Origin of the sequence: Nocardioides panaciterrulae (genome assembly GCF_013409645.1) — a bacterium.
Lineage (GTDB): Bacteria > Actinomycetota > Actinomycetes > Propionibacteriales > Nocardioidaceae > Nocardioides > Nocardioides panaciterrulae.
The window spans coordinates 1,372,374-1,393,534 of sequence record NZ_JACCBG010000001.1; the positions used below are offsets into that span (position 1 = coordinate 1,372,374).

The 21,161-nt window shown below is 72.7% G+C and carries 18 protein-coding genes and 1 tRNA gene; 14 read left to right on the forward strand and 5 right to left on the reverse strand.

Annotated elements, in window-relative coordinates; all coding sequences use genetic code 11:
- Positions 1-20: 20 nt before the first annotated feature.
- Together BJZ21_RS06475 and BJZ21_RS06480 are read left to right on the forward strand one after the other, a co-directional pair.
- Positions 21-989, forward strand: a complete 969-nt coding sequence (locus BJZ21_RS06475) for a zinc-binding dehydrogenase (RefSeq protein ID WP_179662992.1) — start codon at positions 21-23, stop codon at positions 987-989.
- Positions 986-1,702, forward strand: coding sequence for an SDR family oxidoreductase (locus BJZ21_RS06480; RefSeq protein ID WP_179662993.1), 717 nt, complete (start codon positions 986-988; stop codon positions 1,700-1,702). Before BJZ21_RS06475 ends, BJZ21_RS06480 begins: the two co-directional genes overlap by 4 nt.
- Before the next feature lie 51 nt (positions 1,703-1,753).
- On the opposite strand, the gene BJZ21_RS06485 is transcribed toward BJZ21_RS06480, so the two are convergent.
- From BJZ21_RS06485 to BJZ21_RS06500, 4 genes are all read right to left on the reverse strand, one after another.
- A complete protein-coding gene (locus BJZ21_RS06485) occupies positions 1,754-2,416 on the reverse strand; it encodes a TetR family transcriptional regulator (RefSeq protein ID WP_179662994.1) in 663 nt (220 codons plus the stop codon).
- An 85-nt stretch (positions 2,417-2,501) separates the two neighbouring features.
- Positions 2,502-3,089: an acetoacetate decarboxylase family protein gene (locus tag BJZ21_RS20870; RefSeq protein ID WP_179662995.1), complete on the reverse strand. Its 588-nt coding sequence runs from the start codon at positions 3,087-3,089 to the stop codon at positions 2,502-2,504.
- A 4-nt stretch (positions 3,090-3,093) separates the two neighbouring features.
- On the reverse strand, positions 3,094-3,270 hold the full coding sequence (locus BJZ21_RS06495; RefSeq protein ID WP_179662996.1) for a DUF6104 family protein: 177 nt from the start codon (positions 3,268-3,270) through the stop codon (positions 3,094-3,096).
- 121 nt (positions 3,271-3,391) lie between these two features.
- The gene (locus tag BJZ21_RS06500) at positions 3,392-7,174 is read right to left on the reverse strand and encodes a multifunctional oxoglutarate decarboxylase/oxoglutarate dehydrogenase thiamine pyrophosphate-binding subunit/dihydrolipoyllysine-residue succinyltransferase subunit (protein ID WP_343051995.1); all 3,783 of its coding nucleotides are present in this window, start codon (positions 7,172-7,174) and stop codon (positions 3,392-3,394) included.
- A gap of 151 nt (positions 7,175-7,325) precedes the next feature.
- Between BJZ21_RS06500 and BJZ21_RS06505 the strand changes: the two genes are divergently transcribed.
- Both BJZ21_RS06505 and BJZ21_RS06510 read left to right on the forward strand, forming a co-directional pair.
- Positions 7,326-8,063, forward strand: a complete 738-nt coding sequence (locus BJZ21_RS06505) for a hypothetical protein (RefSeq protein WP_179662998.1) — start codon at positions 7,326-7,328, stop codon at positions 8,061-8,063.
- A complete protein-coding gene (locus BJZ21_RS06510; protein WP_179662999.1) occupies positions 8,060-8,992 on the forward strand; it encodes an LCP family protein in 933 nt (310 codons plus the stop codon). Before BJZ21_RS06505 ends, BJZ21_RS06510 begins: the two co-directional genes overlap by 4 nt.
- Positions 8,993-9,087: 95 nt before the next feature.
- On the opposite strand, the gene BJZ21_RS06515 is transcribed toward BJZ21_RS06510, so the two are convergent.
- A tRNA-Arg gene (locus tag BJZ21_RS06515) sits at positions 9,088-9,162 on the reverse strand.
- A gap of 119 nt (positions 9,163-9,281) precedes the next feature.
- On the opposite strand from BJZ21_RS06515, the gene argS reads away from it, so the two are divergent.
- From argS to prmC, 10 genes are all read left to right on the forward strand, one after another.
- Positions 9,282-10,937 carry an arginine--tRNA ligase gene (gene argS, locus BJZ21_RS06520; RefSeq protein WP_179663000.1) on the forward strand — a complete coding sequence of 552 codons (1,656 nt, stop codon included), beginning with the start codon at positions 9,282-9,284 and terminating at the stop codon, positions 10,935-10,937.
- Positions 10,938-10,962: 25 nt separating this feature from the next.
- Entirely contained in the window at positions 10,963-12,372 is a 1,410-nt protein-coding gene (gene lysA, locus BJZ21_RS06525) for a diaminopimelate decarboxylase (RefSeq protein WP_179663001.1), read from the forward strand.
- A gap of 31 nt (positions 12,373-12,403) precedes the next feature.
- Positions 12,404-13,696 (forward strand): homoserine dehydrogenase, encoded by a 1,293-nt coding sequence (locus tag BJZ21_RS06530; RefSeq protein WP_218851750.1) that lies wholly within the window; start codon positions 12,404-12,406, stop codon positions 13,694-13,696.
- A 107-nt stretch (positions 13,697-13,803) separates the two neighbouring features.
- Entirely contained in the window at positions 13,804-14,856 is a 1,053-nt protein-coding gene (gene thrC, locus BJZ21_RS06535; protein ID WP_343052257.1) for a threonine synthase, read from the forward strand.
- Positions 14,857-14,873: 17 nt separating this feature from the next.
- A complete protein-coding gene (thrB, locus tag BJZ21_RS06540; RefSeq protein ID WP_179663004.1) occupies positions 14,874-15,788 on the forward strand; it encodes a homoserine kinase in 915 nt (304 codons plus the stop codon).
- Between the two features lie 377 nt (positions 15,789-16,165).
- Positions 16,166-18,226: a transcription termination factor Rho gene (gene rho / locus BJZ21_RS06545; RefSeq protein WP_218851348.1), complete on the forward strand. Its 2,061-nt coding sequence runs from the start codon at positions 16,166-16,168 to the stop codon at positions 18,224-18,226.
- Between the two features lie 126 nt (positions 18,227-18,352).
- Complete coding sequence (locus BJZ21_RS06550; RefSeq protein ID WP_179663006.1) at positions 18,353-18,727, forward strand: response regulator; 375 nt, start codon at positions 18,353-18,355, stop codon at positions 18,725-18,727.
- Between the two features lie 130 nt (positions 18,728-18,857).
- Complete coding sequence (gene rpmE, locus BJZ21_RS06555) at positions 18,858-19,079, forward strand: 50S ribosomal protein L31 (protein ID WP_179663007.1); 222 nt, start codon at positions 18,858-18,860, stop codon at positions 19,077-19,079.
- Positions 19,080-19,181: 102 nt separating this feature from the next.
- Entirely contained in the window at positions 19,182-20,255 is a 1,074-nt protein-coding gene (prfA, locus tag BJZ21_RS06560; RefSeq protein ID WP_179663008.1) for a peptide chain release factor 1, read from the forward strand.
- A gap of 7 nt (positions 20,256-20,262) precedes the next feature.
- Positions 20,263-21,132: a peptide chain release factor N(5)-glutamine methyltransferase gene (prmC, locus tag BJZ21_RS06565; protein ID WP_179663009.1), complete on the forward strand. Its 870-nt coding sequence runs from the start codon at positions 20,263-20,265 to the stop codon at positions 21,130-21,132.
- Positions 21,133-21,161 lie beyond the last annotated feature (29 nt).

Below are 21,161 nucleotides of genomic sequence, written 5' to 3' on the forward strand. Positions count from 1 at the left end.
CAGTGGGTACGTTGACGGGTATGTTCGCCGTCTACGCAGAGAAGTTCTCCTCCGACGACCCGATCTCCGGCCTGGTGGTGGGTGAGCGCCCCGACCCGGACGTCCCCGACGGGTGGACCACGGTCACGGTCAAGGCCGCCTCGCTGAACCACCACGACCTGTGGTCGCTGCGCGGCGTCGGGCTGCGCGAGGAAGCGCTGCCGATGATCCTCGGCTGCGACGCGGCCGGCCTCGACGAGGACGGCAACGAGGTCGTCGTCCACGCCGTGGTGAGCGACCCGGCCTGGTCGGGTGACGAGACGCTGGACCCGAAGCGGTCGCTGCTCTCCGAGCGCTTCCAGGGGACGTTCGCCGACAAGGTCGTCGTGCCCCGGGGGAACGTGGTGCCGAAGCCCGAGTCGCTGTCGTTCGAGGAGGCCGCGTGCCTGCCCACGGCGTGGCTGACCGCCTATCGGATGCTGTTCGTGCAGGGCGGCCTCAAGGCGGGCGACACCGTGCTGGTGCAGGGGGCGGGAGGCGGCGTCGCGACCGCGCTGATCACCCTCGCCCGGGCCGGCGGCCTGCGGGTGCTCGCGACGAGCCGCGACGAGGCCAAGCGCGCCCGCGCCCTCGAGATCGGCGCTCACGACGTCTTCGAGTCCGGGGCCCGGCTCCCGGTCAAGGCCGACGCGGTGATGGAGACGGTCGGGCGCGCGACCTGGTCGCACTCGATCCGCTCGCTGCGTCCCGGCGGCAAGGTCGTGATCTCCGGGACCACCTCGGGCCCCAAGGTCGACGACGCCGAGCTCACCCGGATCTTCTTCCTGCAGCTGCAGGTCATCGGCTCGACGATGGGCACCCGGGCCGAGCTGGCCTCGCTGGTCACGATGCTGGACGCCACCGGCGCCCGGCCGCTGGTCGACCGGGTGCTCCCGATGGACCGGGCCCGCGAGGGCTTCGCGGCGATGGCCGAGGGCGACGTGTTCGGCAAGATCGTCTTCACCCGATGACGGCGGGCCAGCCCCGGACGCACGTGCTCACCGGGGCCGGGTCCGGCATCGGTGCGGAGCTCGCCGCCCGGCTCCAGGCCCGGGGCGACCAGCTGTGGCTGCTCGCGCGCAGCGAGGAGCGGGCCGTCGAGCTCGCCGGGCAGTTCGCCGGGGCTCGCACGCTGGTCGCCGACCTGGCCGACCCCGGCGGCCTGGAGTCCGCCCTGGAGGCCGGTCTGGCGGCCGGTCGGCTGCCGGAGCGGGTCGACTCGCTGGTCCACGCCGCCGGCGTGGTCGACCTCGCGCCCGTCACGTCGTTCGACCGGCAGGCCTGGCAGCAGCAGCTCGACGTCAACCTCACCGCTCCGGCGCTGCTCACCCGGGCGCTGCTGCCCGCGCTCCGCGCGGCCGGTGGGACGGTGGTGTTCGTGAACTCCGGCGCCGGGCTGAGCGCCAGCCCGACCTGGTCGGGCTACGCCGCCTCGAAGTTCGGGCTGCGGGCGCTCGCCGACGCGCTGCGCGGGGAGGAGCGGCCGCAGGGCGTGCGGGTGACGACGGTCTACCCGGGGCGCACCGCCACGCCCATGCAGCAGAAGGTGCACGCCCAGGAGGGCAAGGAGTACGACGCGTCGGACTGGATCGAGGTCGGCACCGTCGCCGCGACGATCCTGCACGTCCTCGACCTGCCCCGCGACGCCACCATCCCGGACGTCCAGGTCAGTCCCGGCCCCTGAGCGGGGCGGTCTGCGCCGGGGCGGCCGGGCGCTGCCCGGTCGCCGGCGCGGTCAGCTGCCCGAGCGCCAGTTCAGCGCGCCGATCAGCACCATCCGCAGCTGGGTGCGGGCGGTCCCGACGACCCGTTGCTCCTCGGCGGGGTCGGTCGCGTTCAGGATCGCCTCGGCGGTGGCGACCATCGCGGTGACGATGAGGTTCGACAGGATCCGCAGGTCGGCGGCCGACCAGGCGTCGGTGCCGGGGAGCGCGGCCAGGTCGGTGGCCAGGTCGTGCTCGCACAGCTCGATGTCGCGGCGTACCTCCTCGCGCACCGCGGGCGGCCCGGCGGCCCGCTCGCGCGCGATGAAGAGGAAGTGCGTGCGCTGCCGGTGCACGTGCTCGACGAGGGTGTCGATGGAGAGGTCGACGACGTCGGCGTACGACGGGTCTCCGCGCCGGATGTCGCGCAGCATCGCCCGGAGCGACTCGAAGGACTCCTCCACGAGGGCGAGGCCGAGCGCCTCCAGCGAGTCGAAGTGCCGGTAGAAGGCGGTCGGCACGATCCCGACCTCCTTGGCCACCTGGCGCAGCGACAGCGCCCCGAAGCCACTGTCCTCCGACAGCATCAGCGCCGCGTCGAGGATCGCCCGGCGGGTGCGTCCCTTGCGCTCGAGGCGCGTCCCGCCCCGGGCGCCGGCCTCCGGTCCGGGAGGTGGTACGACGAGGCCGGCCATGCCTCCGATCGTAGTCGGTGAACATGTGTACTCGTTCGCGGCCCGGTGGCGGCGGCCCTCGGGCGGCTGCGAAGGGAATCCTCAGTCAGCCGAAGGACATCCGGAAGTCACACATCCGCACCGACGCCAGCCGCCGGGCGCCCGAGAGCCACCCGAGCGGCCCGTCGGAGGGGAAGTGCCACCGGGCCCGGCACGGCAGCATCTTCGCGGTGCCCCGCATCGTGGCGCACCCCTCGGGCCGGCCGGGTCCGAGCGGCGGCTGGCGCAGCTCGGCGCGGAACGGGACGCGCGGCGCGGCCCGCGCGAGGTCGGTGAACGCCGCCTCGGCGATCGGCCGCCGCCCGCGCGTGGCGGTCCACTCCGTCCGCGACGCCGGTCCGGTGTGGCCCGAGTCCAGCCGGAAGTCGCACAGGTCCTTGGGGATGGCCCACAGCTCCCGGCCGCCGGCCATGGAGTCGGGGGAGTCGACCCAGATGTCGGTGATCCGGATCCGCCTGTCCACGGCGCGCGCCACCAGTAGCTCGGCGTAGGTCAGCGGGCTGTCGGGCTCGTAGCTGACGAACGCCGCGCCGTACAGGCCGGCCGGACGCTCGGCGTCGACCGCCACCGGCAGCCGGAACAGCGACAGCCACAGCTGGCCCTGCAGCGGCCAGGGGGCCGGGGGGTAGGGCACGCGCTCAGTCCTCGGGGTCGTCCAGCCGGGCCAGCCAGGTCGCGAACCGCTCGACGGCGGTCTCGAACTCCGGGTGGGTGTCGGTGAACTCCTGGAGGCGCTCGGCCACCCACGCCAGGGTGACCTCCTCGTCACCCCGGCGCTTCTCGAGCTCCTCGATCCCGCGGTCGGTGAAGTACATCGGTTGCCGCCCTGCCTCTCTCACTGGGTCTCGACCCGCGGTCGCGACCACGCAGGCTCGGTCGCGTGCTCCCTCGACCTGCCTGAGGTGGGACCCGTCCTCGTTCCTCGGACGGCTCCCCTCAGGCAAACGCGCGGGCGACCAGGTCCTTCTGCTCCTCCTGGTGCCGCTTGACCGTGCCGACCGAGGGCGAGGACGAGGCCCGGCGGGTGATCGCCTGCACCTGCGCGTCGATCCCGGGCCAGACGTTCAGCGCGTAGTACGGCCACGGGCCCATGTTCTCCGGCTCGTCCTGCACCCAGCGGACCTGCTTGAGGTGGGGGTAGCGGGCGACCTCGGACTTGATGTCGTCGATCGGCTGCGGGTAGAGCTGCTCGACCCGCGCGATCGCGAACCGCTCGCCGTCCTCGCGCTTGCTCCGCTCCACCATCAGGTCCCAGGTGACGCGCCCCGAGCACAGCAGCAGCGTGTCGACCTTGCCCTGGTCGGCCCCGTCGTCGCTGACGAAGGGACGGAACGAGCCGGTGGTGAAGTCGTCCGGCCGGGACGCGGCCTCCTTCCGCTTCAGCATGGACTTCGGGGTGAACACGATCAGCGGCTTGTGGTCCTCGCCGAGCGAGTGCTGACGCAGCAGGTGGAAGTACGACGCCGGCGTCGACGGCTGGGCGACCGTGAACGCCTCGTCGCCGCACATCGCCATGAACCGCTCGATCCGCGCCGAGGAGTGGTCCGGACCCTGGCCCTCGTAGCCGTGGGGGAGCAGCAGCACCACACCGGACTGCTGGCGCCACTTGGCCTCGCCGGAGGTGATGAACTCGTCGATGACGGTCTGCGCGCCGTTGACGAAGTCCCCGAACTGGGCCTCCCACAGGACCAGCGCCTCGGGCCGGGCGACGGAGTAGCCGTACTCGAACCCGAGCGCGGCGTACTCCGAGAGCAGCGAGTCGTAGACGTAGAACTTCGCCTGGTCCTCGGTGAGGTTCGCCAGCGGGGTCCACTCGTCGGCGTTGACCCGGTCGATGATCGTCGCGAACCGCGAGACGAACGTGCCGCGGCGCGAGTCCTGCCCCGCGAGGCGGACCGGACGACCCTCCATGAGCAGGGAGCCGAACGCGAGGATCTCGCCGGTGCCCCAGTCGATCGGGCCGTCGGTGATCGCGGCGGCGCGGCGCTGCAGCTGCGGCATCACCTTCGGGTGGACCGTGAAGCCCTCCGGCGGGGTGACGTAGGCGTCGGAGATCCGCTTCATGATGTCGAGCGAGATGGCGGTCTTCGCCTCGCCGGCCGGCTTCTCCGGGTAGTCCGGCACCGTCGTCCACTCCGAGGGCTGGCTGCTGGCCTCCCGGACCTCGGTGAAGACCCGCTCCAGCTGCTGCTGGTAGTCGCGCAGCACCTGCTCGGCCTCCTCGATCGTGATGTCGCCACGACCGATCAGGGACTCGGTGTAGAGCTTGCGGACCGAGCGCTTCTGCTCGATCAGGTCGTACATCAGCGGCTGCGTGTACGACGGGTCGTCGCCCTCGTTGTGGCCCCGGCGCCGGTAGCAGACCAGGTCGATCACGACGTCCTTGTTGAACGCCTGGCGGTACTCGAACGCCAGCCGCGCCACCCGGATGCAGGCCTCGGGGTCGTCGCCGTTCACGTGGAAGATCGGCGCCTGCACCATCCGGGCCACGTCGGTGCAGTAGAGCGAGGACCGCGAGGAGCCCGGGGAGGTGGTGAAGCCGACCTGGTTGTTGACGACCAGGTGGATCGTGCCACCGGTGCGGTAGCCGCGCAGCTGGGAGAGGTTCAGCGTCTCCGCGACCACGCCCTGGCCGGCGAACGCCGCGTCGCCGTGCACCAGGAGCGGCAGCACCGGGTACGCCGCGCCGCGGTTGAGGACGTCCTGCTTGGCGCGGGAGATGCCCTCCAGGACCGGGTCGACGGCCTCGAGGTGCGAGGGGTTCGCGGCGACCGAGACCTTGATGGTGTCGCCGGAGCCGGCCTCGAACGCACCCTCGGCGCCGAGGTGGTACTTCACGTCGCCGGAGCCCTGGACCGTCCGCGGGTCGATGTTGCCCTCGAACTCGCGGAAGATCTGGGAGTAGTTCTTGCCGACGATGTTGGCCAGCACGTTGAGCCGGCCCCGGTGGGCCATCCCGATCGTGACCTCGTCCAGGTCGGCCTCGGCGGCCGCCTCGCAGATCTCGTCGATGACGGGGATCGTGGTCTCGCCACCTTCGAGCGAGAACCGCTTCTGCCCGACGAACTTGGTCTGCAGGAAGGTCTCGAACGCCTCGGCCTGGTTCAGCTTCAGCAGGATCCGGAGCTGCTCCTCGCGCGGCGGCTTGGTGTGCGGCTGCTCCACCCTCTCCTGGATCCAGCGGCGCTGCTCGGGATCCATGATGTGCATGTACTCGATGCCGGTGGTGCGGCAGTAGGAGTCGCGCAGGATCCCCAGGATGTCGCGCAGCCTCATGAACGGCCGGCCGGAGCCCCCGAACGAGCCGGTGGCGAACTCACGGTCGAGGTCCCACAGGGTCAGCCCGTGCGACTCGACCTCGAGGTCGGGGTGGCTGCGCTGGCGGTACTCCAGCGGGTCGGTGTCGGCCATCATGTGCCCGCGCACCCGGTAGGCGTGGATCAGCTCCAGGATCCGGGCCTGCTTGCTGATCTCGTCGTCGTGGGAGGTGGCGATGTCGCTGGCCCAGCGGATCGGCTCGTAGGGGATGCGCAGCGAGCGGAAGATCTCGTCGTAGAAGTCGTCCCCGCCGAGCAGCAGCTGGTGCAGCCGCTTGAGGAACTCACCCGACTGGGCGCCCTGGATGACGCGGTGGTCGTAGGTCGAGGTCAGCGTCATGACCTTGCTGATCGCGTTGCGCGCGATCGCGTCGGCCGAGGCGCCCTGCCACTCGGGCGGGAACTCCATCGCGCCGACCCCGATGATCGCGCCCTGGCCCTTCATCAGGCGCGGGACCGAGTGGCTGGTGCCGATGCCACCGGGGTTGGTCAGCGAGATCGAGGTGCCCTGGAAGTCGGTCACGCCGAGCTTGTTGTCGCGGGCCTTGCGGACGATGTCCTCGTAGGCGGTCCAGAAGGCCGCGAAGTCCATGGTCTCGGCGGCCTTGATGCTCGGCACCAGCAGCTGCCGGCTGCCGTCGGGCTTCGGGACGTCGATGGCCAGGCCGAGGTTGATGTGGGCCGGCGTGATCAGGTTCGGCTTGCCGTCGACGACGTCGAAGCCAACGTTCATCTCCGGCATCGACTTCACCGCCTGCACCAGCGCGTAGCCGATGAGGTGGGTGAAGGAGACCTTGCCGCCGCGCGCGCGGGCGAGGTGGTTGTTGATGACCGTGCGGTTGTCCCACAGCAGCTTGACCGGCACCGAGCGCACCGACGTCGCGGTCGGCACCGTCAGCGAGGCGTCCATGTTCTGGACGGTGCGCGCCGGCGCACCTCGCAGCACGGTGAACGTGGGCTCGTCGCTGGCCGCGGCCGGGGCGGCGGGCTTGGAGTCCTTGGGGACCGGCTTGCTGGTGCCCTTGGCGGGCTCCGCCGCCTGCGCCTGGGGGCGCGGCTTGGCGACCGGCGCCGGGGTCTTCGTGTCCGCCTTCGACTGCTCGGCCGGGGCCGGCTTCTCGGCTGGCTTCTGGGTCGACCTCTGGGCCGGCTTCTCGGTCGACTTCTGGGCGGGCGCCGGCGCGGCCTGGGCCTTCGGGGCGGGCGCGGCCGCCGCGGCCGCCTTCCCGTTGGCGGCGCCGGCGGAGCCGTTGCCGTGCGTCTCGAAGTATCGCTTCCACGCCGGATCGAGGCTGCCCGGGTCCTTCTGGAACTGGTCGTACATCTCCTCGACGAGCCACTCGTTCGCGCCGAAGTCGGCGGTGGGCTGATCGGGGGACTGGCTGCCTGAGGGCTGCGGCACGGGTTGGTTCGCCTCTTCCGGATTGCGCGCGCGTGGAGTGGTGGTCTTTCCAGTCGACAAGGCTAGTCCCCTCGCCCAGCGAATGCCGAGACTAGGGCGACCTATGGACGGGGTGTTGCCCCTCCCGCGCGACATGAGAGCCTGACCCACCATGAGCGACCCCAGGCGACGCCTCCTGGCGCCGACCGTCCTGATGCTGCTCGCGGGCCTCGCGACGGGCTGCACGTCCGACGGCGGCGACGCCCAGCCGGCGGCGCGGCCACCGTCGTCGAGCGCGTCGAGCCCCGCCTCGCCGGCCCCCCGCCCGGTCCGCACCAGGGTCTCGGTGGTCAACGTGGTCGGGAAGCTCCCCGCTCCGGCGCGCCAGCGGGTCCAGCGCCATGTCGGGAAGGTCGTGGACGGCTGGTTCAGCGCGGCGTACGTCGGTGGCGACTACCCGCGCCGCGACTTCTCCGACGCCTTCCCCGGCTTCACCGCCGGGGCGCGCGCCGAGGCGCACCGCGACCGGGCGCTGATGACCAACCAGCCGCTTGGCCAGCGGATCGACGCGGTGACCCCGACCCAGAAGCTGGTCTGGCTCGACGTGCTCGCGCCGCGGCACCACGCGGCCGCGGTCACGGCGCGGTTCCGCCTGGCCTTCAGTACCAGCGGCCACGCCCGCCGGCACGTCGAGGTCCGGGGCCGGCTGTTCCTCACCCCGGGCCCCCACGGGTGGCAGGTGTTCGGCTACGACGTGGCCAAGGGCACGCCCACCGAGCTGGCCCGGAAGAAGTCGCGCGAGAAGTCGCGCGGGCACGACCGGACCCCCGGGGGTGAGCACGGCGGCAAGCACCAGGACAAGCACCAGGGGAAGAAGCCCCGCCACCACGCGAAGGGAGACGGCCGATGACCGCCCCGACCCGCACCCGCACCCGTACCCTGGCCCGCCGGGGGCTGCGGCTGCTCACCCTCGGCCTGGTGCTGGCGATCGCCGCCCTCGTGGTCCCGGACTCCGCGGTGAACTCCACCCGGTTCGAGCTGGTGAAGGTGCACCAGGCCGACGGCGCCGACGTCGGCCCCGACGTGGTCTGGGTGCTCGCGGTCGGCTCCGACGCCCGGCCGGGGGAGGACATGACCCACAGCCGCGGTGACGCGCTGCAGCTGGTCGGCATCGACACCAGGACCCATGCGGCCGCCGACATCGGCATCCCCCGGGACTCCTGGGTGGACATCCCCGGCCACGGCTACAACAAGATCAACTCCTCGCTGTACTTCGGCGGCCCGCAGCTGCTCGGCCAGACGGTCGGGAACCTGGTCGGCATCCGGCCGGACTACGTCTTCGTCACCCGGTTCCCCTACTTCATCGCGATGGTCAAGTCGATCGGCGGCATCGAGGTGAACAACCCGCGGGCGTTCAGCGACTCCGCGCTGCGGCCCAAGGGCTTCGACGCCGGCCGGATCCATCTCAACGGCTACGACGCCATGGCGTTCTCCCGGATCCGCCACTCGCTGCCCCGCGGTGACTTCGACCGCTCCGCCAACCAGCAGCGGGTGCTCCGCGGCATCCAGGCCAAGGTCCGCGCCCGGGCGTCGGCGCCGGGCTTCATCGAGCGTGGGGTGGTGACCGCGATGCAGCACATGCACACCGACCTCGGCCCGGCCCAGCTGTACGAGCTCGCGCAGGCGCTGTCCCAGGTCGAGCCCTCGAAGATCACCAACTGCGTGGTCCAGGGCGGGATCGGCACCATCGGCGGGGCCAGCGTCGTCCTGCCGTACACCTCCCAGGCTCGTCGCTACGGCGACGAGGCCCGCAAGGACGCCACCCTCGAGCACTGCTGACCCGGGGGTGACCCGGGCCCCGTGCCGCGCATCGCGTCCCGGCCGGGTCCGAGAGAAGCGAAGAGGCCCGGGTCGACGACCCGGGCCTCCTGCAGTGGTACCCCCGGTAGGATTCGAACCTACGCTCCCGCCTCCGGAGGGCGGTGCTCTATCCCCTGAGCTACGGGGGCTCAGTGCGGATGACCTTACAGGCCGGGGAGGCGCAGGGCGAAACCGGCTGCCGGGGCAGCGCGTTCCGAGGCGGGAGATCGGTTCGGGTCGGGAAGGCTCCGGCCATTAGGGTGGGTCGGTGACTCCCGAGCAGCTCTCCACCACGGTCGTCGACGTCCTGACGGCCCTGTCCGACGAGGGTGCGATCACCCTGCCGGACGGGGTTCCCGCGACGGTGACGGTGGAGCGCCCGCGGCAGAAGGGTCACGGCGACTACGCCACCAACGTCGCGCTGCAGCTGGCGAAGAGGGCCGGCACCAACCCGCGGGCGCTCGCCGAGCTCGTCCGCGGGCGGCTCGAGGCGGTCGGGGGCATCGCCGCGGTCGAGATCGCGGGGCCGGGCTTCCTCAACATCACCGTCGAGGCCGGCGCCCAGGGCGCGGTGGCGGCGCAGGTCGTGGCGGCCGGCCCGGCGTACGGCGCGAGCGAGGCGTTCGCGGGGGAGCGGGTCAACCTCGAGTTCGTCTCCGCCAACCCCACCGGGCCCATCCACATCGGGGGCGTGCGCTGGGCCGCGGTCGGTGACGCGCTCGGCCGGATCTTCACGATGACGGGCGCCGAGGTCACCCGCGAGTACTACTTCAACGACCACGGCGCGCAGATCGACCGGTTCAGCAGGTCGCTCCGGGCGGCCGCGAACGGCGAGCCGGTCCCCGAGGACGGCTACGCCGGGCAGTACATCGACGACATCGCCAAGGCCGTGCTCGAGCAGCACCCCGACGTCTTGGACCAGGACCCCGACGAGGCGCTCGAGACGTTCCGCGCCGTCGGCGTCGAGATGATGTTCGCGGAGATCAAGGCCAGCCTGCACGACTTCGGCGTGGACTTCGACGTCTACTTCCACGAGGACCAGCTGCACCGGAGCGGGGCCGTCGACCGCGCGGTCGCGCGCCTCGGCGAGCTCGGCAACACCTATCGGCAGGACGGCGCGCTGTGGCTCGCCACCGAGAAGTACGGCGACGACAAGGACCGGGTCGTCATCAAGTCCGACGGCCAGGGTGCCTACCTGTCCGGCGACCTGGCCTACTACCTCGACAAGCGCGAGCGCGGCTTCGACCGGTGCCTGATCATGCTGGGCGCCGACCACCACGGCTACGTCGGCCGGATGATGGCGATGTGCGCGGCCTTCGGTGACGAGCCGGGCCGCAACCTGGAGATCCTGATCGGCCAGATGGTCAACCTGCTCCGCGACGGCGAGCCGGTCCGGATGTCCAAGCGTGCCGGCACCGTCGTCACCATCGACGACCTGGTGGGCGCGATCGGCGTCGACGCCGCCCGCTACGCCCTGGCCCGCTACACCAGCGACTCCACGATCGACCTCGACCTGGACCTGTGGGCGCGCCAGTCCAGCGACAACCCGGTCTTCTACGTGCAGTACGCCCACGCCCGGGTGTCCTCGATCCTGCGCAACGCCGCCGACCTCGGCCTCGAGCCCGCCTCCCACCCCGAGCTGCTCGGGCACGAGAAGGAGGGTGACCTGCTGCGTGCGCTGGCCGAGTTCCCGCGCGTGGTCGCCAGCGCCGCGACGCTGCGCGAGCCGCACCGGGTGGCCCGCTACCTCGAGGACACCGCCGGCGCCTACCACCGCTTCTACGACAACTGCCGCGTGCTGCCGATGGGTGACGAGGAGGCCACCGACCTGCACCGGGCGCGCCTGCTGCTGGTCGACGCCACCCGCATCGTGCTCGCCAACGGCCTGCGCCTGCTCGGGGTCTCGGCGCCCGAGCGGATGTGACCCGGATGCACGAGGTGGACTGACCATGCCCCACGCCCACGAAGCCGGCTGGGCGCACGCCGACGGAGCGCTGCGCGCGCCGTCCTGGCTGCGCCAGCCCACCGACCCCGACGAGCTGGTCCCGCAGCTGTGGTCGTCCACGGCCCGCAAGGTCGACGGCGTCCTCGAGGTGGGCGGGGTCGCCCTGCCCGACCTGGTGGCCGAGCACGGCTCCCCGGCGTACGTCCTCGACGAGGCCGACTTCCGCGACCGGGCCCGCGCGTTCCGCGACGCCTTCGCGGCGTACGACGTGTTCTACGCCGGCAAGGCCTTCCTGTGCACCACCGTGGCGCGCTGGGTGGACGAGGAGGGCCTGTTCCTCGACGTCTGCACCGGCGGTGAGCTGGCGGTGGCCGAACGCGCCGGCTTCGACCCGGCGCGGATCGGCTTCCACGGCAACAACAAGACCGTCGCCGAGCTGCGGCGCGCCCTGGAGCTGGGCGTCGGCCGGATCATCCTGGACTCGTTCGTCGAGATCGACCGGCTCGCGCAGCTCGCCGCCGAGACCGGCGCGACCGCCCGCGTGATGGTGCGGGTCACGGCCGGGGTGGAGGCCCACACCCACGAGTACATCGCGACCGCGCACGAGGACCAGAAGTTCGGCTTCTCGATCACCAGCGGCGACGCGCTGGAGGCCGTGAGCCGGGTGCTGGCCGCCGACGGGCTCGAGCTGCTCGGCCTGCACTCCCACATCGGCTCGCAGATCTTCGACTCCTCGGGGTTCGAGGTCGCCGCGCGCCGGGTGCTGGCGCTGCAGGCCCGGATCGCGGCGGAGCTCGGCGTGGTGCCGCCCGAGATGGACCTCGGCGGCGGCTTCGGCATCGCCTACACCACCCAGGACGACCCCGCGGACCCCGCGCAGCTGGCGACGGAGATGTCGAAGATCGTCGAGCAGGAGTGCCGGGCGCTGGACATCGGGGTGCCGCGGCTCTCGATCGAGCCGGGCCGGGCCATCGTCGGGCCCTCGACGTGCACGGTCTACGAGGTCGGCACGGTCAAGGAGGTCGCGCTCGACGGCGGTGCGCGGCGCACCTACGTCAGCGTCGACGGCGGCATGAGCGACAACATCCGCACCGCCCTCTACGACGCCGACTACTCCTGCACGCTGGCCTCCCGTGCCTCTGCCGCGCCGCCGACGCTGGCCCGGGTGGTGGGTCGGCACTGCGAGGCCGGTGACATCGTGGTGAAGGACGAGTTCCTGCCCGCCGATGTGGCCCCCGGCGACCTGGTGGCGGTGCCCGGCACCGGCGCCTACTGCCGGTCGATGGCCTCGAACTACAACCATGCGCCGCGCCCGCCGGTGATCGCTGTGCGGGACGGGCAGACGCGCGTGGTCGTGCGGAGGGAGAGTGTGGACGACTTGTTGGCGACGGACGTGGGAGTGGTCAGTGGATAGCGCGGCATCGAAGGCCTTCCCAGGTGAGGCACTGAGGGTGGCCGTGCTCGGCTGCGGGTCGGTCGGCTCGCAGGTCGTGCGGCTGCTGCGCGAGCAGGCCGGCGACCTCACCGCCCGCGTGGGCGCACCCGTCGAGCTCGTCGGCGTGGCGGTACGCCGCCTCGACGCGCCGCGGGAGGTCGAGGTGCCCGCGGGGCTGCTGACCACCGACGCGGCCGGCCTGGTGGCGCGCCCCGACGTGGACCTCGTCGTGGAGGTGATCGGCGGGATCGAGCCGGCCCGCGGCCTGATCCTGGCCGCCCTGGAGAACGGCGCCTCGGTGGTCACCGCGAACAAGGCGCTGCTGGCCGAGGACGGCCCGACGCTGTTCGAGGCCGCCGAGAAGGCCGGGCGCGACCTGTACTACGAGGCCGCGGTCGCCGGCGCCATCCCGATCCTGCGCCCGCTGCGCGAGTCGCTGGCCGGCGACCGGGTGACCCGGGTGCTCGGCATCGTCAACGGCACCACGAACTTCATCCTGGACAAGATGGACACCTCGGGCGCCGGCTTCGCCGAGGCGCTCGAGGAGGCCCAGGACCTCGGGTACGCCGAGGCGGACCCGACCGCCGACGTGGAGGGCTTCGACGCTGCCGCGAAGGCAGCGATCCTGGCCTCGCTGGCCTTCCACAGCCGGGTCACCGCCGCCGACGTCTACCGGGAGGGCATCTCGGAGGTGACCGCCGCCGACGTGCAGTCGGCGCGGGAGATGAACAGCGTCGTCAAGCTGCTCGCGATCTGTGAGCTGCGCACCGGCGCCAGCGGCGACCAGGCGGTCTCTGTCCGGGTGCACCCGGCGATGATCCCGAGGTCCCACCCGCTGGCCTCGGTCCGCGAGGCCTACAACGCGGTCTTCGTGGAGTCCGAGGCCGCCGGGCAGCTGATGTTCTACGGCCCCGGCGCGGGCGGCGCGCCCACCGCCTCGGCGGTGCTCGGCGACCTGGTGACGGTGGCCCGCAACCGGCTGGCCGACGCCCGGGGAGCCGGCGAGTCGGCGTACGCCGACCGGGCGGTGCTGCCGATGGGGGAGACCCGCACCCGCTACCACGTCGCGATCGACGTCGACGACCGGGCCGGCGTGCTGGCCGCGGTCGCGACGGCCTTCGCCGAGCACGGGGTCTCGATCCAGACCGTGCGCCAGGAGGGACGCGACCTCGACGCCCAGCTCGTCGTGGTCTCCCACGAGGCCACCGACGCGCAGCTGAGCGCCACCGTCGCGCACCTGCGGGACATGGACATCGTCCGCGAGGTCACCTCGGTGATGCGGGTGGAGGGGGAGCAGGAGTGAACGCCGAACCCAGCACGGCGACCAGCACGGGGACCAGCCCGGGTACCAGCACCGACCGGCGCGACCCGGCCGGGGCGCCGGCGCGCACCCACCAGTGGCGCGGCGTCATCGAGGAGTACCGCGCGCTGCTCGACATCCCCGCCGGCACCCCCGCGATCACCCTGCGGGAGGGCGGCACCCCGTTGGTGCACTCGGAGTGGCTCTCGGGCCTCACCGACGCCGAGGTGTGGCTCAAGGTGGAGGGCGACAACCCCACCGGGTCCTTCAAGGACCGCGGGATGACCGCGGCGATCTCGGTGGCCCGGCACCAGGGCGCCGAGGCGGTGGTGTGCGCGTCGACCGGCAACACCTCCGCGTCGATGGCCGCCTACGCCGCGAAGGCCCGGCTCAAGCCGCTGGTGCTCGTCCCGGAGGGCAAGATCGCCGCCGGCAAGATGGCGCAGGCGATCATGCACGGGGCCCGGGTGATCATGGTGCGCGGCAACTTCGACGACTGCCTGCGGCTGGCCAAGGGCCTGGCCGAGGAGTACCCGGTCGCGCTGGTGAACTCGGTGAACCCGGTGCGGCTGGAGGGCCAGAAGACCGCCGCGTTCGAGATCGTCGACTTCCTCGGGGACGCTCCCGACTTCCACCTGCTGCCGGTCGGCAACGCCGGGAACATCGCGGCGTACTGGCTCGGCTACCGGCAGTACGCCGACCTCGGGCTGGCCTCCCGGCGGCCCGTGATGCGCGGCTTCCAGGCCGCCGGCGCGTCCCCGCTGGTGACCGGTGAGCCGTTCCCGGACCCGGAGACGAAGGCGACCGCGATCCGGATCGGCAACCCGGCCTCATGGCACCTCGCGGTGGCGGCGCGCGACGAGTCGGGCGGGCGGTTCGCCGCGGTGAGCGACGAGCAGATCCTCGAGGCGCAGCGCGCGCTGGCCAGCCACGACGGCGTGTTCGTCGAGCCGGCCTCGGCGGCCGGCGTGGCCGGGATGCTCGCCGAGCTGGAGGCGGGGGAGTCCTACGCGGGCAGCAGCGTGGTGGTCACGGTCACCGGCCACGGGCTGAAGGACACCGTCACGGCCCTCGAGGGCTTCGCCAGTGGCGGGGGCAGCATCGTGGACACCGTGGTCGACGCCGAGGTCGCGGCCGCCGCGCGCGCGGCCGGCCTCGACTGAGCCCGCCGGGGGAAACCATGGTCACCTTCGTCGAGGGCCCGGTCCGGGTCTCGGTCCCCGCCACCTCGGCCAACCTCGGGCCCGGCTTCGACTCGCTCGGCCTCGCCCTGGACCTCAGGGACGAGCTCGAGGCCGAGGTCGTCGCCGACGGCCTGCAGGTCGAGGTGCGCGGCGCCGGGGCCGAGGACGTGCCGCGCGACGAGTCGCACCTGGTGGTGCGGGCGATGCGCGCGGCCTTCGAGGTCATGGGCGCTGCGCCGCCCGGGCTGCGGCTGCGCTGCCGCAACGTCATCCCGCACGCGCGTGGGCTGGGGTCCTCCTCCGCGGCGATCGTGGCCGGGGTGAGCCTGGCCCGCGGGCTGGTGGCCGGCGGCTCGCTGCTGGTGGGCGACGACGCGCTGTTCGACCTCGCCGCCCGGCTCGAGGGCCACCCCGACAACGTGGCCCCCGCATTCTTCGGCGGGTTCACGATCTCCGGCCGGGACGACGACGGCTTCTGGTCGGTGGCCTCGGCCGTCGACCCCCGGGTCGGCACCGTGGTCTTCGTGCCCCCGACGCCGGTCTCCACCGAGGTGGCGCGCGGCCTGCTGCCGAGCGGGGTGCCGCACGCCGACGCGGCGGCCGACGCCGGACGTACGGCGCTGCTGGTCGCCGCGCTCGCCGGGCAGCCCGAGCAGCTGTGGCGCGCGACCCGGGACTACCTGCACCAGGAGTACCGCCGCGCGGCCATGCCCGCGTCGCTCGCGCTGGTCGACGAGCTGCGGGCCGATCAGGTCGCGGCCGTGGTGTCCGGTGCCGGTCCCACGGTGCTGGCGTTCACCGACGGCCCCGGAGCCGCGCCGGTCTCGGCGGAGCGGCTGCTCGCCCGAAGCCCGGAGGGCTGGCACGCCCACCACCTCGCGGTCGACCGGGACGGGATCCGCAGCCTCTAGGCCTTCGGAAGCTCTGGGCCTTCGGAAGACCTGGGCCGCCCCGGGACACTCCGCGAAAACGTGCCCGATGCCACATCGGCGCGGCCCGGGTGATAACCTGCGGGTGCGTCAGAGTTCTCGGCGTGGCACCAGCAGACTCCAGCTCTCCGGTGCGATCTCTCCCCCTTCCGGTGCGGGTCTCGTCCCGCACGTCCGCCTAGCGCACTCCTCGTGGAGTCCCGGCGGGAAGGGGGTCATGACCAGCAGCCGACGGCCCGTGGGGTCGGTTCGGCACTGATACGTGGGAAGGACCTCACGTGACGGAAACCATCGAATCCTCCGCCGCTCCCGAGCCCGGGGCGTCTGCTCCGAAGAAGCGCGGTGGTGGACTCAGCTCGATGCTGATCGCGGACCTGAAGTCCATGGCCGCCGGCATGGGCATCCCCGGCGCGGGCAGCATGAAGAAGGCCCAGCTCGTCGAGGCGATCAAGGCCGCCCAGGGCGGCGCGGCGCCGGCCCGGCGATCCTCCCGAGCCCAGGCGACCGCCGACCGGGCCCCGGACTCCGCCCAGGCACCGGACTCCGCCCAGGCACCGGACTCCGCTCGGGAGGCGCGTACGAGCGCCGGCCGCGAGGCCAAGGCCCCGGCCCCTGCCGAAGGTGGCGACGGCCGGGCGCCGCAGGCGCCCGAGGGGCGCGGCGAGGCCGGCCGGGAGCAGCGTGACGAGCGGGCGACCGAGGACCGGGCACGCAGCCGCCAGGAGCGCGACGAGCAGCGCCGCGACGACCAGCGTCGCGATGACCAGGACCGTGCCACGCAGGACCGGGACAAGCAGGACCGCGACAAGCAGGACCGGGACCAGAAGCAGGGCCGCGAGCGCCAGCAGCGCGGCGACCAGCAGGGCCGCGCCGAGCAGAAGCAGGGTCGGGCCGACCAGAAGCAGGACCGCGGTGACCAGAACCGGGGCGACCAGAACCGGGGCGACCAGCAGAAGCAGGACCGCACCGACCAGAAGCCGGACCGCCAGCAGAACCGCGGCGACCAGAACCGGGCCGACCAGCAGAAGCAGGACCGCGGCGACCAGCACCGGGCCGACCAGAACCGGGCCGACCAGAACCGGGCCGACCAGAACCGGGGCGACCAGAACCGTCGTGACGACAACCGGGACGAGGACCACCGGGGCGACGACGGCGAGGGCGGCAGCCGCCGGAACCGTCGCCGGCGCGGCCGCGACCGCGACCGGGTGCCCGACCGTGCCGGCCGCCCCACCGGGAGCACCGGTCAGCGCGAGCCCGACACCACGATCCTCGAGGACGACGTGCTGGTGCCGGCCGCCGGCATCCTCGACGTGCTCGACAACTACGCGTTCGTGCGGACCAGCGGCTACCTGCCGGGCCCGGACGACGTCTACGTCTCGCTCTCGATGGTGCGCAAGTACGGCCTGCGCCGTGGTGACGCCATCATCGGTGAGGTGCGCCAGCCCCGGGAGGGGGAGCGCAAGGAGAAGTTCAATCCCATGGTGCGCATCGAGAGCGTGAACGGGGCCGATCCCGAGACCGCCAAGCACCGGGTCGAGTTCTCCCGGCTCACGCCGCTCTACCCCTCCGAACGGCTGCGTCTCGAGACCGGTCACGACAACCTGATCGGCCGGGTCATCGACATCGCGGCGCCGATCGGCAAGGGCCAGCGTGGCCTGATCGTCTCCCCGGCCAAGGCCGGCAAGACGATGATCATGCAGTCGATCGCGAACTCGATCTCCGCCAACAACCCCGAGTGCCACCTGATGGTGGTGCTGGTCGACGAGCGTCCGGAGGAGGTCACCGACTTCGAGCGCTCGGTCAAGGGCGAGGTCATCTCCTCGACGTTCGACCGTCCGGCCGGGGACCACACGGTGGTCGCCGAGCTCGCCATCGAGCGCGCGAAGCGGCTCGTCGAGCTCGGGCACGACGTGGTGGTGCTGCTCGACGGCATCACCCGGCTCGGTCGGGCCTACAACCTGTCCGCGCCCGCGAGCGGACGGATCCTCTCCGGCGGCGTCGACTCGGCGGCGCTCTACCCGCCGAAGAAGTTCTTCGGCGCGGCGCGCAACATCGAGAACGGCGGCTCGCTGACCATCCTCGCGACCGCGCTCATCGAGAGCGGCTCGAAGATGGACGAGGTGATCTTCGAGGAGTTCAAGGGCACCGGCAACATGGAGATCCGGTTGCGTCGGGACTTCGCCGACAAGCGGCTGTTCCCGGCGATCGACGCCGTCCAGTCCGGGACCCGCCGCGAGGAGCTGCTCATGAGCAAGGAGGAGCTCGCGGTCGTCTGGAAGCTGCGTCGGGTGCTCTCCGGGCTCGACGGGCAACAGGCGCTGGAGCTGCTGCTCGAGCGGCTCAGGAAGTCGCAGAGCAACATCGAGTTCCTGATGCAGGTGCAGAAGACCACGCCCACCGCCCCCGGCCAGGGCGACTGACCCCGGACGACGCGGCCGCGGAAGCCGGGCGACTCCGGACACGGAGCGTCCGGCTTCCCGCATGCCGGGGCGGGGCCGGCGCTACTGTTGGCCCCTGCACGGCAGGGCACGCGGAGAGGGACTGGTGTGGCGAGAATCGTGGTGGCCGACGACGACGTGGACATCCGCGAGCTCGTGGAGTTCAAGCTGTCGACCCTGGGCCACGACGTGGTGGCGGTGGCCGACGGGGGAGCGGCCGTCGAGGCCTGCCGGGCCTCACGACCCGATCTCGCGGTGCTCGACGTGATGATGCCGGGGGTCTCCGGCCTGGAGGCGATCCGGACCATCCGGGCCGACCCTGCGCTCGCCGGCCTCCCGGTGATCCTGCTGACCGCCCGGGCCCAGGAGTCCGACGTCGAGAGCGGGTTCGACTGTGGCGCCGACGACTACATCACCAAGCCGTTCAGCCCCCGCGAGCTCGGCGCCCGGGTCGAGGCGCTGCTCGGCATCTCCCGGGCCTGACCCGCGGGCCACGACCCGGGAATGCCGGCGATTACCCTCGCGTTCCTGCTGGTGGCACAATTACCTGCCGGCTCCGGTTCACGCCCGCGACCTCCGCGTGCGACCCGGCGGCCCTGAGAGAGGACAGCACATGAAGAAGGAAATCCACCCGGACTACATCGAGACCCAGGTCACCTGCACCTGCGGCAGCACGTTCACCACCCGCAGCACCGCGACCTCCGGTTCCATCCACGCCGACGTCTGCTCGCAGTGCCACCCGTTCTACACCGGCAAGCAGAAGATCCTCGACACCGGCGGCCGCGTCGCCCGCTTCGAGGCCCGCTACGCCAAGGCTGCCGGCAACAAGAAGTAGCCACCGTCGAGCGCCGGTCCCCACCTCGTCGTGGGGGCCGGCGCTCGTCGTTTGTCTCGGCTCGTCTCGGGACCTGCGCCGCCGGAGGGAGAAGAGGATCTCATGTTCGAGGCCGTCGAGGGGCTCGCCGCGGAACACGCCGAGCTCGAGAAGCGGCTCGCCGCGCCCGAGACGCACGCGGACGCGCGGCTGGCCAAGCAGCTCAACCAGCGCTACGCGCAGCTGACCTCGGTGCTCACCGCCTGGCGCCGGTGGCAGGGCCTGGGCGAGGACCTCGACGCCGCCCGCGAGCTCGCGACCGAGGATCCGGCGTTCGCCGAGGAGGCCGCGACGATCGCCTCGGACCTGGACGCCGCCGAGGAGCGGCTGCGCCGGTTGTTGGTCCCCCGTGACCCGGTCGACGAGAAGGACGCGCTGCTCGAGGTCAAGTCGGGCGAGGGCGGTGAGGAGTCGGCGTTGTTCGCCGCCGACCTGCTGCGCATGTACACCCGCTACGCCGAGCGCCGGGGCTGGAAGGTCGAGGTGCTCGACGCCACCGAGTCCGACCTGGGCGGCTACAAGTCGGTGACCGTCGCGGTCAAGGCCAAGGGGACGCCCGAGCCCGGGGAGGCGCCGTACGGGCTGCTGAAGTTCGAGGGCGGCGTGCACCGGGTCCAGCGGGTGCCCGTGACCGAGTCGCAGGGTCGGGTGCACACCAGCGCGGCGGGCGTGCTGGTGCTGCCGGAGGCCGAGCAGGTCGAGGTGGCGGTCGACGAGAACGACCTGCGCATCGACGTCTTCCGCAGCAGCGGTCCCGGCGGCCAGAGCGTGAACACGACCGACTCCGCGGTCCGGATCACCCACCTGCCGACCGGCATCGTGGTGAGCTGCCAGAACGAGAAGAGCCAGCTGCAGAACCGCGAGCAGGCCATGCGGATCCTGCGGGCGCGGCTGCTGGCCGCGGCCCAGGAGGCGGCCGCCTCCGAGGCCAGCGACGCCCGCCGCAGCCAGGTGCGCACCGTGGACCGCTCCGAACGGATCCGCACCTACAACTTCCCCGAGAACCGGATCTCCGACCACCGCACCGGCTACAAGGCCTACAACCTCGACCAGGTCCTCGACGGCGACCTCCAGCCGGTCCTCGACTCGTGCCTCGAGGCCGACCTGGCGGCGGCGCTCGACGCGGCCCAGCAGTGAGCCGGGCATGAGCAGCCGCCGCCGGCTGGTCGCCGAGGCGGTGGAGCGGTTGCGCGAGGCGGGCGTGCCCAGCCCGGAGCACGACGCCGCCGAGCTGCTCGCGCACGTCCTGGGCACCACCCGCGGGCGGCTCGTGCTGGTCGACGACGTGCCCGCCGGCCGCCGGGAGGAGTACGCCGCGCTGGTGGCCCGCCGGGCCGCGCGCGAACCCCTGCAGCACCTGACCGGGACCGCGGCGTTCCGCCACGTCGAGCTCCGGGTCGGCCCGGGGGTCTTCGTACCCCGCCCCGAGACCGAGCTGTTGGCCGGGTGGGCGGTCGAGCGCGCGAGCCACCTCCCGCCGCCCGCCGTGGTGGTGGACCTGTGCACCGGGTCCGGAGCGATCGCCAAGGCGATCGCCGACGAGGTGCCCGGGGCGAGCGTGCACGCCGTCGAGCTCGACGAGCGGGCGCACGCCTGGGCGGTCCGCAACCTCGCCGGGACCGGGGTGGATCTCCGGCAGGGGGACTTCGCGACCGCGTTCGAGGACCTGGCCGGCACCGTCGACGTGATCACCTGCAACCCGCCGTACATCCCGCTGGAGGCCTGGGAGTCGGTGGCGCCGGAGGCACGCGACCACGACCCGCACCTCGCGCTGTTCTCCGGTGAGGACGGCCTCGACGCGATCCGGGTGCTGGCCCGGCGGGCGGCGCGGCTGCTGCGGCCGGGGGGAGTGGTGGGCTTCGAGCACGCCGACGTGCAGGGGGACTCCGCGCCCGCGGTGTTCACGGCGGCCGGGCGCTGGACCGAGGTGCGCGACCACCCCGACCTGGCCGGACGGCCGCGGTTCACGACGGCGCGGCTCGCCGGCCCGACCGAGGCGGCGAAGGCGCCGTGACCCGGGACCGTTAGATTGCGGACGAGGGC

Bases quoted from the DNA above. Each gene is read 5' to 3' on its own strand.
- BJZ21_RS06475 (WP_179662992.1), top strand. From the start codon at position 21: ATGTTCGCCGTCTACGCAGAGAAGTTCTCCTCCGACGACCCGATCTCC.
- BJZ21_RS06480 (WP_179662993.1), top strand. From the start codon at position 986: ATGACGGCGGGCCAGCCCCGGACGCACGTGCTCACCGGGGCCGGGTCC.
- BJZ21_RS06485 (WP_179662994.1), bottom strand. From the start codon at position 2,416: ATGGCCGGCCTCGTCGTACCACCTCCCGGACCGGAGGCCGGCGCCCGG.
- BJZ21_RS06495 (WP_179662996.1), bottom strand. From the start codon at position 3,270: ATGTACTTCACCGACCGCGGGATCGAGGAGCTCGAGAAGCGCCGGGGT.
- BJZ21_RS06505 (WP_179662998.1), top strand. From the start codon at position 7,326: ATGAGCGACCCCAGGCGACGCCTCCTGGCGCCGACCGTCCTGATGCTG.
- BJZ21_RS06510 (WP_179662999.1), top strand. From the start codon at position 8,060: ATGACCGCCCCGACCCGCACCCGCACCCGTACCCTGGCCCGCCGGGGG.
- lysA (WP_179663001.1), top strand. From the start codon at position 10,963: ATGCCCCACGCCCACGAAGCCGGCTGGGCGCACGCCGACGGAGCGCTG.
- thrB (WP_179663004.1), top strand. From the start codon at position 14,874: ATGGTCACCTTCGTCGAGGGCCCGGTCCGGGTCTCGGTCCCCGCCACC.
- rho (WP_218851348.1), top strand. From the start codon at position 16,166: ATGCTGATCGCGGACCTGAAGTCCATGGCCGCCGGCATGGGCATCCCC.
- rpmE (WP_179663007.1), top strand. From the start codon at position 18,858: ATGAAGAAGGAAATCCACCCGGACTACATCGAGACCCAGGTCACCTGC.
- prfA (WP_179663008.1), top strand. From the start codon at position 19,182: ATGTTCGAGGCCGTCGAGGGGCTCGCCGCGGAACACGCCGAGCTCGAG.
- prmC (WP_179663009.1), top strand. From the start codon at position 20,263: ATGAGCAGCCGCCGCCGGCTGGTCGCCGAGGCGGTGGAGCGGTTGCGC.